This window comes from Mesorhizobium sp. M0563 (assembly GCF_040321065.1).
GTDB lineage: Bacteria > Pseudomonadota > Alphaproteobacteria > Rhizobiales > Rhizobiaceae > Mesorhizobium.
This window is the reverse complement of sequence record NZ_JAMYQV010000002.1, coordinates 1-15,109: the sequence shown is the minus strand read 5'-3', so window position 1 is coordinate 15,109 and position 15,109 is coordinate 1. Positions and strand designations below refer to the sequence as shown.

The window sequence follows — 15,109 nt, the reverse complement described above, 5'->3', positions numbered from 1 at the left end:
GCGCCGGTCGAATTGCGGCAGCGCAACAGCAGAAAGCCATACACTCCTTGGCAATTGGGCGCCATGAGCCGCATTTTCACGGATTCGCAAAAACGCGATTGACTCAAATCCATAGGAGGGATTAGATCGTTCCAATAAATCGCATAAGAAACCATCGGGAGGACAGATCTGGATGGCCAGCCGGGCCAAGGCAACGATACTCGACATAGCCCGTGAGGCGGGCGTGTCCAAATCGACGGTTTCGCTGGTGCTGCAAGGCAGCGGGCTGATCCGGCCTGAAACTGCGCTCAAGGTGCGCAAGGCGATCGAGGATGTCGGCTATGTCTACAACCGCGGCGCCGCCAATCTGCGCAAGGCCCATTCCAACGTCATCGGCATGGTCATCAACGATCTTACCAATCCGTTTTTCGCCGAGATGGCGGTCGGCATGGAGCGCGTCTTCCAGTCGGCCGGCATCGTGCCTTTCATCGCCAACACGGCGGAGAGCCCGGTGCGCCAGGAAGAGGTGCTGAAATCGCTGATGGAGCAAGGGGTCGCCGGGCTCGTCGTGTCGCCGGCGCGCGGCACCGCGCCTGGCGCCTTCCGCCGGCTTGAGACCGCGGGCGTTCCGGTCGTCTTCGTCATGCGCCGGCTTCCTGAAAGCCGCATTCCGGTGATCGCGCCCGACAACCATCGCGGCGCCTATCTTGCCACCGCCCATCTGATCGGCAAGGGGCATCGCCGGCTGGCCTTCTTCGGCGGCTCGCCCGATCTTGTCGTCTATCACGAGCGGCTGGGCGGCTTTCGCGAGGCCTGTGAAGCGCTCGGCATCGCACCGGCCGACAGGCTGGTCTTCGAGGGCGAAACCAGCCGCAAGGGCGGCATTGCCTGCCTGGAAACCGCGCTCGCCATGGCCGCGCCGCCGACCGCGGCGCTTTGCTTCAACGATGCGGTCGCCTTCGGCGTCTTGCTGGCCCTGCGCAAGCGCGGCCTGGAACCCGGCGCGGATTTTGCCGTCGTCGGTTTCGACGACGTGGCCGAGGCCGAACACTACATGCCGGCGCTGACCAGCGTCTCGGTGAACACCGCCGGTCTCGGCGAGCGCGCCGCCCATGTCGTGCTGAAGATGATCCAATCGCGCACCACGCGCGCCGAGGATCATATCGGCGCCGTCAACCTCGTGGTCAGGGAAAGCTGCGGCCCCGATCGCAAGGGACATAGCTGCGCAGGAATGGGAGACGCGGCATGACCGTCAGTTGGGGGCTGATCGGCGCCAGCACGATCGCAAGACAGTTCATGATCGGCGCCATCCGCGCGCAGCCGGACGGCGAGATCGCCGCAGTGATGAGCTCCAGCCCGGGGCGCGCCGCCACCTATGCCAGCGAAAACCGCATTCCGGCGGCGGTCTCGGCGCTTGATGAATTGCTCAGCTCCGACATCGACGCCGTCTACATCTCGACCACCAACGAATTGCATCTCGAACAGACACTCGCCGCCATCGAGGCGGGAAAGCATGTGCTTTGCGAAAAACCACTGGCGCTGACCAGCGCCGACGCCCGCAAGATGGTCGCGGCGGCCAGGGCCGCCGGCGTCGTGCTCGGCACCAATCACCATCTGCGCAATGCGGGCTCGCATCGGGCGATGCGCGAAGCGATCGCTGCCGGCCGCATCGGCAGACCGATCGCCGCGCGCGTCTTCCACTCCGTCTATCTGCCGGAAAACCTGCAGGGCTGGCGCATCACCAGGCCGGACGCCGGCGGCGGCGTGGTGCTCGACATCACCGTCCACGATGCCGACACCCTGCGCTTCGTGCTCGGCGACGATCCCGTCGAGATCTCGGCGTTCACGCAATCGGCCGGCATGGCCGCCGGCGGGCTGGAAGACGGCGCCATGTGCCTCTGGCGCTTCGCATCGGGCGTCATCGCCCAGTCGCATGAGGGCTTCACCACCAAATTCGCCGGCACCGGCTTCGAGGTGCATGGCACCGAAGGCTCGCTGATCGCCAGGGATGTGATGACGCAGAAGCCAATCGGCTCGGTGTTGCTGCGCACGGCACAGGGCGAGGAGGAATTGAGCTTCGACCGCGAAGACCTCTATGCCCGTTCGCTGCGCCAATTCCACGCGGCGATCCGTGGCGAGAGCCAGCCTTCCGCCACCGGTGAGGACGGCGTCTGGTCGCTGACATCAGCCGAAGCGGCATTGCAGTCGGCCAGGTCCGGCAAGGCCGTTGCCATCGACCCGAAGCTCGGGAGTGCTGGATGAGCAAGCTCGTTTCCGCGGCTGAGGCTGCCGGCCTGATCAGGGATGGCGTGGTCGTTTCCGTTTCGTCGTCGAGCGGCCTCGGCTGCCCGGATGCGGTGCTTGCCGCGATCGGCGAGCGCTTCGACGCGGATGGGCATCCCAAGGATATCACGACGCTGCACCCGATCGCCGCCGGCGATATGTACGGCATCAAGGGCATCGATCACTTAGCCAAGCCCGGCCTGTTGAAGCGCACTTTGTGCGGTTCCTATCCATCCGGGCCGTCATCTTGCGAACCGCCGCAGATCTGGAAGATGATCGGCGACAATTCGGTCGCTGCTTACAACGTGCCGTCCGGCATCCTGTTCGACATGCATCGCGAAGCCGCCGCCAAGCGTCCCGGCGTGCTGACCAAGGTCGGGCTCGACACCTTCGCCGACCCGCGCCACCAGGGCTGCGCCATGAATGCTGCCGCCAGCGAGCCGATCGTTTCGGTGCAGCAGTTCGATGGCGAGGAGTGGCTCTATTTCCGCTCGATCGTGCCGCAGGTGGCGCTCATCCGCGCCACCACCGCCGATGAGCGCGGCAACCTCACCTATGAGCATGAAGGTGCCTATCTCGGCGGCCTTGAACAGGCGCTGGCCGCCCGCAACAATGGCGGCATCGTCATCGCGCAGGTCAAGCGCGTCGTCGAGAACGGCACGCTGAAGCCACACAATGTGCGAGTGCCCGGCGTGCTGGTCGATCATATCGTCGTGGCGCCCGACCAGTTGCAGACGACGCTGACGCCCTACGATCCGGCCATCTCCGGCGAGATTTTCCGGCCGCTGTCGAGCTTCCGCAACGCCGAGATGAACGTCCAGAAGGTCATTGCCCGGCGCGTCGCAATGGAGCTTGCCGACGGCATGGCGGTCAATATCGGCTTCGGCATCTCGGCCAATGTGCCGCGTATCCTGATCGAGGAAGGCCAGCACGGCAAGGTCACCTGGGTCATCGAACAGGGTGCGGTCGGCGGCGTGCCGCTGCTCGACTTCAAGTTCGGCTGCTCGTCGAATGCCGACGCCTTCATGCCCTCTCCGCACCAGTTCATCTATTTCCAGGCCGGCGGCTTCGACGCCTCGCTGCTGTCCTTCCTGCAGATCGACCGCCACGGCTCTGTCAACGTCTCGAAGCTTTCGGCGCGGCCCCACGTCACCGCCGGCGCCGGCGGCTTCGTCGACATCACCGCGCGAGCGAAGAAGATCGTCTTTTCCGGTTTCTTCAACGCCGGCGCCAAGCTGTCGCTTGCCGGTGGCAGCATCCGCATCGACCAGGAGGGCAAGGTCAAAAAAGTCGTCGACGAGGTCGAGCATATCTCCTTCTCGGGCAAGCGTGCCGTCGCGCAGGGACAGGATATCACCTATGTCACCGAGCGTTGCGTGATGAAGCTGACGCCGGCGGGGCTGATGGTGACCGAGTTGGCGCCGGGCATCGACCTCGAGCGCGATGTGCTGGCGCAGGCCGAGATCCCGCTCGCCGTCGCCAACGACCTGAAAATCACACCGGATGCGCTCTACCGGGACCGGCCGATCGGCCTGTCGCTCAATGGCGGCGCGTCGCTTGGGGGCGCACATGGCTGAGCGTCTGGTAACCTTTGAAACCGACGGCGCCATAGGCATTGCCACGCTGCGCCGGCCGGAGAAATTCAACGCGCTCGATATTCCGATGCTGCGGGCGCTGGAAGCAGCGCTCGACGAAGCCGAGGCGGCGCAGACCGTCCGCATCGTGCTGATCTGCGGCGAAGGCAAGGGCTTTTGCGCCGGCGGCGATGTCGAGGCTTGGGCAGAAATGAGCGCCGCCGATTTCCAGGTGCAATGGGTGCGCTACGGCCACCGCGTCTTTGATCGGCTGGCGCGGCTGCGGCAGCCGACGATCGCCGTGCTTGCCGGCCATGCGCTGGGCGGCGGGCTGGAACTGGCGGCGGCTGCAGACTTCCGCGTGGCGGAAACACAGGTGAAGCTGGGGTTCCCCGAAACCTCGATCGGCGTCGTTCCCGGCTGGTCCGGCACCCAGCGCGCCGTGCGCCGCTTCGGTGCGCAGGCAGTGCGGCGGATGGCGCTCGGCGGCGAAGTGTTTCTGGCTACCGAGGCTCTTGTTCTGGGGATTGTCGACCGGGTGGTCGAGACCGGTAAGGCGTTCGCCGAAGCCAAGGCCTGGGCCGGCAAGATCGCCGAGCGCGGGCCGCTGGCGGCCGAGGCTGCCAAGCTGATGATTGCCATTGCCGAAGGCGAGGAGAGTGCCGCCGCGACCGAAGCGCTCGCCAGCGGCTTCATTGCGCTGACAAGCGATCTCAGGGCTGGCGTCGAGGCTTTCAAAGCCAAGCAGAAGCCGGCGTTCTCAAGATCTTAGGAACCTGAAACTCACATGAACGCGCCTCTTAACATCACTATGCCCGCCGAGGCAGCCGCAGCGCCGAAAAGCTACCGGCTGCTGATCGACGGCAAGTTCGTCGATGCCCAGGACGGCCGCACGCTGGAGCGCAGCAGCCCCGGCCACGGCTTCACCGTTTCGCGCTATGCGCAAGCCGGCGCGGCGGACGTCGAGGCGGCGGTACAGGCCGCGCATAAGGCCTTCGAGACCGGCCCGTGGCCGCGCATGAAAGCCGCCGAGCGCGCCGCGATCCTGCTCAAGACGGCTGGCCTGATCGAGGCGCGACTGGACGAGATTGCCCGGCTCGACGCGCTGGAATCCGGCAAGCCGATTGCCCAGGCGCGCGGCGAGATCGGCGGCGCCATCGACATCTGGCGCTATGCTGCGGCACTCGCCCGCACGCTTCACGGCGAAAGCTACGCCAATCTCGGCGATGCCATGCTCGGTGTCGTGCTGCGCGAACCGATCGGCGTCGTCTCGATCATCACGCCGTGGAATTTCCCGTTCCTTATCGTCAGCCAGAAACTGCCCTTCGCGCTCGCCGCCGGCTGCACGGCGGTGGTCAAGCCGAGCGAGATGACCTCGGCCTCGACCTTCGTGCTCGGCGAGATCCTGATGCAGGCCGGCTTGCCCGATGGCGTCGTCAACATCCTTGCCGGGCTGGGCGCCGATGTCGGCGCACCGATGGTCAGCCATCCGCTGGTCGAAATGGTGTCGTTCACCGGCTCCACCCGCGTCGGCAAGATGACCATGGCGTCTGCCGCCAACTCGCTGAAGAAAGTCTCGATGGAGCTCGGCGGCAAGAACGGCCAGATCGTCTTTCCCGACGCCGACCTCGAGGCCGCCGCCGACGCGGCGGTATTCGGCGGCTTCTTCAATGCCGGCGAATGTTGCAATGCCGGCAGCCGGCTGATCGTCCATGAGGCGATCGCCGACGAGTTCCTCGGCGCCGTCAAAGCCCTCACCGCCAAGGTGGTTGTCGGCGACCCGCTCGACGACCGCACCAAGGTTGGCGCGATGATCTCCGCCGACCATGTGGCCAAGGTCACCGGCTACGTGACGGCAGCGGAAAACGACGGCAGCCGGATTTATACTGGCGGCAAGCAACTTGCTTCCAGCGCCGGCCAGTATCTCGACCCGACCATCATTCGCGACGTCACCGAAGACATGGCCATTGCGCGCGAGGAAGTGTTCGGTCCGGTGCTCTCGGTGCTGACTTTTGAATCGATTGAAAGGGCGTTGCACATCGCCAACAACACGCCCTATGGTCTGTCGGCGGGCGTGTGGAGCGCCAGCATCGATACGTGCATGTCGGTGGCGCGGAATGTGCGTTCGGGAACCGTTTGGATGAACACGTTCATGGAGGGTTACCCCGAACTGCCTTTCGGCGGCTACAAGCAGTCCGGTTTGGGACGCGAACTCGGCAAGCGCGCCGTCGAGGATTATACCGAGGAAAAGACAATCCAGTTTCATCGCGGCCAGCGCACCGGATGGTGGGTCGGCTGAGTTGGGAAGAACCCGGTGGCCATCCGCCGGTCGTTGTAAGTTCAACAAGGGAGGAAGTACATGTTGCGCAAACTGCTTATCGGGACGGCACTCGCGTCGGGCGTTGCGTTCGCGGCCCATGCCGAGGACGTCAAGGAAGTCCAGATGCTGCATTGGTGGACGTCGGGCGGCGAAGCTGCCGCTCTGAACGTGCTCAAGCAGGATCTGGCCAAGGAAGGCTTTGCCTGGAAGGACGTGCCGGTGGCCGGCGGCGGCGGCGACGCCGCCATGACCGCGCTGAAGGCGATGGTGGCGGCCGGCAACTACCCGACCGCCTCGCAGATGCTTGGCTATACCGTGCTCGACTACGCCGCAGCCGGCGTCATGGGCGACCTGACCGAGACGGCGATAAAGGAAGGCTGGGACAAGTCCGTTCCCGCGGCCCTGCAGAAATTCTCGGTCTATGACGGCAAGTGGGTCGCGGCCCCGGTCAACGTCCACTCGGTCAACTGGCTGTGGATCAACAAGGCGGTGATGGACAAGATCGGCGGCACCGAGCCCAAGACCTTCGACGACTTCATCGCGCTGCTCGACAAAGCCAAGGCGGCGGGCGTCATCCCGCTCGCGCTGGGCGGCCAGAATTGGCAGGAAGCCACCATGTTCGACTCGGTCGTGCTGTCGACCGGCGGGCCCGAGTTCTACAAGAAGGCCTTCAACGACCTCGACGAGGAGTCGCTGAAGTCCGACACGATGAAGAAGTCGTTCGACAATCTCGCCAAGCTCGTCACCTATGTCGACCCGAACTTCTCGGGCCGGGACTGGAACCTCGCCACCGCCATGGTCATCAAGGGCGATGCGTTGGTGCAGGTGATGGGTGACTGGGCCAAGGGCGAATTCAACGCCGCCAAGAAGGTCCCCGGCACCGACTTCCTGTGCTACCGCTTCCCCGGCACCGATGGCAGCGTCGTCTACAACTCCGACATGTTCGGCATGTTCAACGTTCCGGAGGACCGCAAGGCCGCCCAGATCGCCTTGGCCACCGCCACTCTGTCGAAGAGCTTCCAGTCGGCCTTCAACGTCGTCAAGGGCTCTGTTCCGGCCCGCACCGACGTGCCGGACACCGATTTCGACGCTTGCGGCAAGAAGGGCATGGCCGATTTGAAGGCCGCCAATGAAGGCGGCACGCTGTTCGGTTCGCTGGCGCAAGGCTATGGCGCGCCTCCGGCGGTTGCCAACGCCTACAAGGATGTCGTCTCGAAGTTCGTGCACGGCCAGATCAAGACCTCGGACGAGGCCGTGACCCAACTGGTCAGCGCGATCGAAGACGCCAAGTAAGGCACCGCCGATGTGAATGATCTCCCCGGCGCAAGCCGGGGAGATTTCCCTGCGGCGAGGTTTTGCGGTTGCGCCGACCGGCACGCTTTCGTGCCGCAGAGCCCGCGACAGCCGAATTCCGGACCCGCCATACGGAATGGACAGATGAGTACAGTTGCTGAAACCAGTATCACGCTGACGCCGGAGCACGATGCCCGTCCGGGCGCCTCTGTGCGCTCGCGCCTTCAGGACGCGCTGCCGAAGCTCGTGCTAGCGCCAAGCTTTGCCGCCTCCGTCGTCTTCGTCTACGGCTTCATCCTGTGGACGATCTATCTGTCCTTCACCAACTCCAAGACCTTTCCCTCCTACGCCATCACCGGGCCACGCGCCTATCAGCGGCTATGGCGCTGGACCTTCGAAAGCGATCCGCCGTCCAGCTGGTACACGTCGATCACCAATATGGGGATTTTCGGCTTCCTCTATATTTCCATCTGCTTGGCACTCGGCCTGTTCCTGGCGATCCTGCTTGATCAGAAGATCCGCGGCGAAGGCATGTTGCGGCCGATCTATCTCTACCCCATGGCACTGTCCTTCATCGTCACCGGCGTTGCCTGGAAATGGTTTCTCGACCCCGGCCTCGGCCTCGAGCAGACGTTGCACCAGTGGGGCTGGACGAGCTTCCATTTCGACTGGATCAAGAACAAGGATTTCGTCATCTACACGGTGGTCATCGCCGGCGTCTGGCAGGCTTCGGGCTTTATCATGGCGATGTTCCTGGCCGGCCTGCGCGGGATCGACGGCGAGATCATGAAGGCGGCGCAGATCGACGGCGCCACCACCTTCCAGCTCTACCGCCGCATCGTCATTCCGCTGCTGCGGCCGATCTTCCTTTCGGCGTTGATCGTGCTCGCGCATCTCGCCATCAAGTCCTACGATCTGGTCGTCGCGCTGACCAGCGGCGGGCCGGGCGGCTCGGCTTGGCTGCCGTCGAACTTCATGTATGAGTACACCTTCAAGCGCAACGAAATGGCCGTCGGCTCGGCCAGCGCCGTGATCATGCTGATGACCATCACCGCGATCATCGTTCCCTATCTCTATTCCGAGCTCCGGGAGAAGCCGCGATGAGCGCCGTGGCCACTCCTGCTCGCCAGAACACTGGCGGTATCCGCGCCAGGACGGTCAACCGCATCGTCATCTACGGGCTGCTGGCGCTGTTCGCGCTGTTCTACCTGATGCCGCTATTCGTCATGCTGGTGACCTCGTTCAAGACCATGGACGAAATCCAGAACGGCAACATGCTGGCGCTGCCGCAAGCGCCGACTTTCGCACCCTGGATAAGGGCGTGGAGCGAGGTCTGCTCGGGTCTCACCTGCGTCGGCATGAAGGGTTATTTCTGGAACTCGATCAAGATGGTGGTTCCAGCGGTCGTCATCTCGACCCTGCTCGGCGCGCTCAACGGCTATGTGCTGACGAAGTGGCGCTTTCGCGGGGCGACGCTGGTGTTCGGGCTGATGCTGTTTGCCTGCTTCATCCCGTTCCAATCGGTTCTCTTGCCGATGGCAACGATCCTCGGCAGCTTCGGCCGGTTCGGCGTCAAACTGCAGAACGCGACCGGCCTCACCTTCGGCTTCGGCAATCCGACGGTGAACCTGGTGTTCGTCCACGTCGTCTACGGCATCGGCTTCACCACCCTGTTCTTCCGCAATTACTACGAAGCGTTTCCGAATGAATTGGTGAAGGCGGCGCAGATCGACGGCGCCAGCTTCTTCCAGATCTTCCGGCGCATCATGCTGCCCAACTCGCTGCCGATCATCGTGGTGACGGTGATCTACCAGTTCACCAATATCTGGAACGACTTCCTCTTTGCCTCCGCCTATGCCGGCTCCGGCGACGTGATGCCGATGACCGTGGCGCTGAACAACGTCGTCAACACCTCGACCGGCGTCGTCGAATACAACGTCAACATGGCGGCGGCGATGATCGCCGCGCTGCCGACGCTCCTCGTCTATGTGCTCGCCGGCCGCTATTTCGTGCGCGGCCTGATGGCCGGCGCCGTCAAAGGATAATCGCATGGCTTTTCTGGAAATTGACGGGTTGAAGAAGCGTTTCGGAGCGGTCGAGATCCTGAAAGGCATCGATCTCGACCTCGAAAAGGGCGGCTTTCTCGTGCTGGTCGGGCCCTCCGGCTGCGGCAAGTCCACGCTGCTCAACACCATTGCCGGCCTGGAGACCATCACCGAAGGCGAAATCCGCGTCGACGGACGCACGATCAACGATCTCCACCCCTCCAAGCGCGACATCGCGATGGTCTTCCAGAGCTACGCGCTCTATCCGAACATGACGGTCGCCGGCAATATCGCCTTCGGCATGGAGATGCGCGGCGTGCCGGCCGACGAGCGCCAGAAGGCCATCGACAAGGTGGCGAAGGTCCTGCAGATCGGCCATTTGCTGAAGCGCAAGCCAAGCCAGCTTTCCGGCGGCCAGCGCCAGCGCGTCGCCATGGGCCGGGCACTGGTGCGCGATCCAAAGCTGTTCCTGTTCGACGAGCCTTTGTCCAACCTCGACGCCAAGCTGCGCGTCGACATGCGCATCGAGATCAAGCGCCTGCACGCCACCACCGGCACCACCATCGTCTACGTCACGCACGACCAGATCGAGGCGATGACGCTGGCCACCAAGATCGCGGTGATGCGCGACGGCGAGGTGCAGCAGTTCGGTACGCCGGCCGAAATCTATAACAATCCGGTCAACCTGTTTGTTGCTGACTTCATGGGCTCGCCGGCGATGAACCTGATCCCGGCGACGATCGGCAGCAACGGCAGCGGCTTCTCCGTCGTCATGGAGCGCGAGGCGCGCCAGCCGATCTCGCTGCCGCTGGCCAATGCGCCGGCCGGCCTGTCGGCGTTCCAGGGAAAACCGATCATCTTCGGCGTCCGCCCGGAAGCACTGACCGATCCCGAAGGGGCCGAACGCAACGCCTCGAACATCGCCCGCGCCGACTGTCACATCGAGGTCATCGAGCCGGCCGGCTCGGATACGTTCGCGGTCACCAATCTCGGCGGCAAGGCGGTGGTGGCGCGGCTGCGCGCCGACGCCAACATCCAGCCCGGCACGGTCACGCCGCTCGCCTTCAACCTGACCAAGGCGGTGTTCTTCGATCCGGCGACCGAGAGACGCATCGTCTGACGGCCATGACAAGTCCAGATATCGTCATCATCGGCTCCGGCATAGGCGGCGCCACGATCGCTTCCGGCCTTGCCGGCGGTGGCGCCTCGATCCTGATGCTGGAGCGCGGCGAACCGCTGCCGGCGACGCCGCATACACGCGACACCCGCGCCATCTTCGTCGATGGCCACTACCGGCCGAAGGAGATGTGGCTCGAGGCCGGGGGTGCCGCGTTCAACCCTGGCAATTACTACTATGTCGGCGGCAATTCGAAATTCTACGGCGCGGTGCTGATCCGCTACCGCAGGCAAGACTTTTCGGAGATGGAGCACTATGGCGGCATCTCGCCGGCCTGGCCGTTTTCCTATGAGGAATTCGAACCCTGGTATTCCAGGGCCGAGCAGCTTTTTCGCGTGCGTGGTGCGCTCGGCGAAGACCCGACCGAGCCGTTCCACTCGACGCCCTACCCTTTCGGCCCGGTACCCGACGAGCCGCCTATCGCGCGTGCGCGCGCCGAGTTGAAGAGCCTGGGCCTGCATCCGGCATCGCTGCCGCTCGGCGTCGACATCGAAGCCTGGCTGAAAGACGGCAGCACGCCGTGGGATGCGTTTCCCAACACCGGCGCCGGCAAGGTCGACGCGCAAACGGGGCCGCTGGCGTCGGCCCTTGCCGACCAGAACATCAAGCTCGAGACCGGCGCGCATGTCGAACATCTCGAAGCATCGCCGGACGCCAGGACGATCGCCGCCGTCCATTATCGACAGAACGGTACGCTGAAGAGCGTCGCGCCGAAGCTGGTCATCCTGTCGGCCGGCGCGGTCAATTCCGCCGCCATCCTGCTGCGTTCGCCTTCCCCCAACGGCAAAGGCGGCGGCAAAGGCCTGGCCAACCGCTCCGACCAGGTCGGCCGCAACTTCATGAACCACAATTCGAGCGCCATGCTGGCGATCGATCCGCGCCGCCGGAACAAATCCGTCTACCAGAAGACGCTGATGCTGAACGACTATTATCTGTCCGACGGCAAGGGCGGCAAGCCGCTCGGCAATGTCCAACTCCTCGGCAAGATCGACGGCAACATCCTCAAGGCCAATGTCAGGCGCGCGCCCAAATTCGCGCTCGATTTCATGGCCGGCCGCGCCGTCGACTGGTATCTGATGTGCGAGGACCTGCCCGATCCCGAGAGCCGCATCATGGTCGACGGCAAGGACATCGTCATGCAGTGGCGGCGCTCCAACATGCAGTCGCTCGACGGGCTGACCAAGGTGATGCGCGAGAATTTCCGCGCCTGCGGCTATCCGATCGTCCTGTCGCGGCCGTTCGACAAGCGCACGCCCTCGCACCAGTGCGGCACGGTGAAGATGGGCAATGACCCGGCGACCTCGCCGCTCGACCCATTCTGCCGCTCCTTCGACCACAGCAATTTGTTCGTCGTCGATGCCGGCTTCCTGCCGAATTCGGCCGCCGTCAATCCGGCGCTGTCGATCGCCGCACAGGCGCTGCGCGTCGCCGACCACATCCGCAAGACGGAGCTCGCAACATGAGCCGCCCGGCAGCGATCGTCACCGGCGGCGCGCGCGGCATCGGCCTTGCCTGCGCCGAGGCGCTGGCCAGCGCCGGCTTCGACATCCTCGTCGCCGACCTTGCCAACGAAGCCGCCGACGGGCTCGCCGCCGACATCACCGGGCGCGGCGCGAAGTTCGCCTATGTCAGCGGCGACATCGCCGACCTCGACGACCATGCAGCGCTGATCGATGCCGCGACAAGCGCCTTCGGCCGCATCGACTGCCTGGTCAACAATGCTGGCATCGGAACCGTCCTGCGCGGCGACCTGCTTGAACTCAAGCCGGAAAATTTCGACCGGGTGCTCAGCATCAATCTGCGCGGCACCGTATTCCTCAGCCAGGCCGTTGCCAAAGCGATGCTCGACCTGCCGAGCGATGGTGCGAGGTCGATCATCACCATCACTTCGGTCAGTGCCGCCATGGCCTCGCCGGAACGCTCCGATTACTGCATTTCCAAGGCCGGGCTTTCGATGTGGGTGAAGAACCTGGCGCTGCGGCTTGCCGCCGAAAACATCGCCGTGTTCGAAGTGCGGCCGGGCATCATCCGCACCGACATGACCGCGGGTGTCACCGCCAAATATGACGGATTGATCGACGGCGGCCTGGTGCCGGCAATGCGCTGGGGCGAGAGCAAGGATATCGGTGCCGCCGTGGCGGCGCTCGCCGGGGGCAAGCTCGGCTTTTCGACCGGCTCGGTCATCAATGTCGACGGCGCGCTGTCCGTGCCGAGGCTATGAACAGGTGACGCCATGATCGACTACATCCCATGACTGACTACATAATTGTCGGCGCCGGCCCGGCCGGCTGCGTACTCGCCAATCGGCTGAGCGAAGATCCGTCGCATCAGGTGCTGCTGCTCGAAGCCGGCGGCAAGGACTGGCATCCCTTGATCCACATGCCGGCCGGTTTTGCCAAGATGACCAAGGGCATCGCCGCCTGGGGCTGGTCGACGGTGCCGCAAAAGTACATGAACGATCGCGTCTTCCGGTACACGCAGGCCAAGGTGATCGGCGGCGGCTCTTCGATCAACGCCCAGATCTACACGCGCGGCAACGCACGCGACTACGATGCCTGGGAGAAGGAAGAAGGCCTTGCCGGTTGGGGCTATCGCGACGTGCTGCCCTATTTCAAGCGCGCCGAGAACAACCAGCGCTATGCCAACGATTTTCACGGCGACCAGGGCCCGCTCGGCGTATCGAACCCGATCGCGCCGCTGCCGATCTGCGAGGCCTATTTCCGTGCCGGACAAGAGATGGGCATTCCCTTTAATCCCGACTTCAACGGCGCCAGCCAGGAGGGCGTCGGCTACTACCAATTGACGCAGAAGGACGCAAAACGCTCCTCCGCCTCGGTCGCCTATCTCAGGCCGATCCGCGAGCGCAAGAATCTCACCATCAGGACCGGCGTTCTGGTGACACGCATCGTCGTCGACAAAGGCCGCGCTGTCGGCGTCGAGATCGTCGACAAGCCGGGCGGCCAGCCAACGATCCTGCACGCCGAACGCGAGGTGATCGTCTCGTCCGGCGCCATCGGCTCGCCGAAGCTTCTGATGCAGTCGGGCATCGGCCCGGCCGACCATCTGAAGGCGGTCGGCGTGACGCCGGTGCACGATTTGCCCGGCGTCGGCTCCAATCTGCAGGATCATCTCGACCTGTTCGTCATCGCCGAATGCACCGGCAACCACACCTATGACAACTACGCCAAGCTGCACTGGACGGCGTGGGCCGGCCTGCAGTATCTTCTCCTGAAGAAGGGCCCCGTGGCCTCCAGCCTGTTCGAGACCGGCGGCTTCTGGTACGCCGATCCGACCGCCGCCTCTCCCGATATCCAGCTGCATCTCGGCCTCGGCTCCGGCATCGAGGCCGGCGTCGAGAAGCTGAACAATCCGGGCGTGACACTGAACTCGGCCTTCCTGCCACCGCGCTCGCGCGGCACGGTGCGGCTGAACAGTGCCGACCCGGCCGACCGCCCGCTGATCGATCCGAACTATTGGTCCGATCCCTATGACCGCGACATGTCGATCAAGGGGCTGAGGCTGGCGCGCGAGATCATGCGGCAGAAGGCGCTGCAGCCCTACGTGCTGCGCGAGGTACTACCGGGACCCGACCTGCAGACCGGCGACGAACTGTTCGACTACGCCTGCCGCAGTTCCAAGACCGACCACCACCCGGTCGGCACCTGCCGCATGGGCCACGATGCGATGAGCGTGGTAACGCCCGATCTCAAGCTGCGCGGCATCGAGGGCCTGCGCGTCTGCGACGCCTCGGTGATGCCGCGCATCCCCTCCTCCAACACCAACGCGCCGACGATCATGGTAGGCGAAAAGGGCGCCGATCTGATCCTTGGCCGGGAGCCGCTGCCGCCGGCGGTGTTTTCCACCAACCGAGCGGCATGAGGGACAAAGAATGATCAGGCACTGTGTTTTCGTCAGATTCCGCAACGATGTCGCCATCGCCGAGCGCGCGGCAATCCATGGCGATCTCGAAGCGTTGCGGCCGGTGATCGACGGCATGGGCAAGGTCGAGTTCAGCGCCAACACCAGCCCAGAACCCTTCGCCCGCGGCTTCACGCACGGCTTCACCATCGACTTCCGCGATGCCGCGGCGCGCGACACCTATCTGGTGCATGAGGCGCATCAGCGCGCCGGAGCCCGGCTGGTCGCGGCGCTCGAAGGCGGCACCGATGGACTGATGGTGTTCGACCTGGAGATCGCGTGATCAGAGCAATCCAGGAAAAGTGTGAAACGGTTTTCCGTCCGGAATTGCGCAGAAACAAAGAGAAAGAGATAGAGCGGTTCGGCGTTTCCGTGAAACGATGAACTGCTTGTCTTATGATTTTCCGTCGTTTCGAGGCCAAAGTGGGTTGCCGCCTCGCGGCCAGAAAAAACCACCAACGGGGCCTGGAGGGGGTGAGCTAAGAAAAGAGGGGGTCTTTGACGCGCGGGGGGTGGATGT

Annotated in this window: 13 protein-coding genes; all 13 read left to right on the top strand. The window is 64.3% G+C overall.

Annotation, left to right across the window (positions count from 1 at the left end; genetic code table 11):
• The first annotated feature begins 172 nt into the window (after positions 1–172).
• The 13 genes from NKI50_RS02765 (at position 173) to NKI50_RS02705 (ending at position 14,872) form a co-directional block, all read left to right on the top strand.
• Entirely contained in the window at positions 173–1,228 is a 1,056-nt protein-coding gene (locus NKI50_RS02765; protein WP_352546769.1) for a LacI family DNA-binding transcriptional regulator, read from the top strand.
• Positions 1,225–2,241 (top strand): Gfo/Idh/MocA family protein, encoded by a 1,017-nt coding sequence (locus NKI50_RS02760; RefSeq protein WP_352715316.1) that lies wholly within the window; start codon positions 1,225–1,227, stop codon positions 2,239–2,241. Before NKI50_RS02765 ends, NKI50_RS02760 begins: the two co-directional genes overlap by 4 nt.
• Positions 2,238–3,839, top strand: a complete 1,602-nt coding sequence (locus tag NKI50_RS02755; RefSeq protein WP_352640181.1) for an acyl CoA:acetate/3-ketoacid CoA transferase — start codon at positions 2,238–2,240, stop codon at positions 3,837–3,839. Before NKI50_RS02760 ends, NKI50_RS02755 begins: the two co-directional genes overlap by 4 nt.
• A complete protein-coding gene (locus tag NKI50_RS02750; protein ID WP_023719060.1) occupies positions 3,832–4,608 on the top strand; it encodes an enoyl-CoA hydratase/isomerase family protein in 777 nt (258 codons plus the stop codon). Before NKI50_RS02755 ends, NKI50_RS02750 begins: the two co-directional genes overlap by 8 nt.
• Before the next feature lie 15 nt (positions 4,609–4,623).
• Positions 4,624–6,135, top strand: coding sequence for an aldehyde dehydrogenase family protein (locus NKI50_RS02745; protein ID WP_023719059.1), 1,512 nt, complete (start codon positions 4,624–4,626; stop codon positions 6,133–6,135).
• Between the two features lie 60 nt (positions 6,136–6,195).
• Entirely contained in the window at positions 6,196–7,449 is a 1,254-nt protein-coding gene (locus NKI50_RS02740; protein ID WP_031194023.1) for an ABC transporter substrate-binding protein, read from the top strand.
• Between the two features lie 144 nt (positions 7,450–7,593).
• Entirely contained in the window at positions 7,594–8,553 is a 960-nt protein-coding gene (locus tag NKI50_RS02735; RefSeq protein WP_023719058.1) for a carbohydrate ABC transporter permease, read from the top strand.
• Positions 8,550–9,494, top strand: coding sequence for a carbohydrate ABC transporter permease (locus tag NKI50_RS02730; protein ID WP_023719057.1), 945 nt, complete (start codon positions 8,550–8,552; stop codon positions 9,492–9,494). Before NKI50_RS02735 ends, NKI50_RS02730 begins: the two co-directional genes overlap by 4 nt.
• Before the next feature lie 4 nt (positions 9,495–9,498).
• The gene (locus tag NKI50_RS02725; protein ID WP_023719056.1) at positions 9,499–10,614 is read left to right on the top strand and encodes an ABC transporter ATP-binding protein; all 1,116 of its coding nucleotides are present in this window, start codon (positions 9,499–9,501) and stop codon (positions 10,612–10,614) included.
• Between the two features lie 5 nt (positions 10,615–10,619).
• Positions 10,620–12,134, top strand: a complete 1,515-nt coding sequence (locus NKI50_RS02720) for a GMC oxidoreductase (protein WP_352715313.1) — start codon at positions 10,620–10,622, stop codon at positions 12,132–12,134.
• Positions 12,131–12,892, top strand: coding sequence for a 3-ketoacyl-ACP reductase (locus tag NKI50_RS02715; protein ID WP_023719054.1), 762 nt, complete (start codon positions 12,131–12,133; stop codon positions 12,890–12,892). Before NKI50_RS02720 ends, NKI50_RS02715 begins: the two co-directional genes overlap by 4 nt.
• A 29-nt stretch (positions 12,893–12,921) precedes the next feature.
• Entirely contained in the window at positions 12,922–14,550 is a 1,629-nt protein-coding gene (locus NKI50_RS02710; RefSeq protein ID WP_023719053.1) for a GMC family oxidoreductase, read from the top strand.
• 10 nt (positions 14,551–14,560) lie between these two features.
• The gene (locus tag NKI50_RS02705; protein WP_352481917.1) at positions 14,561–14,872 is read left to right on the top strand and encodes a Dabb family protein; all 312 of its coding nucleotides are present in this window, start codon (positions 14,561–14,563) and stop codon (positions 14,870–14,872) included.
• The last annotated feature ends 237 nt before the right edge of the window (positions 14,873–15,109 follow it).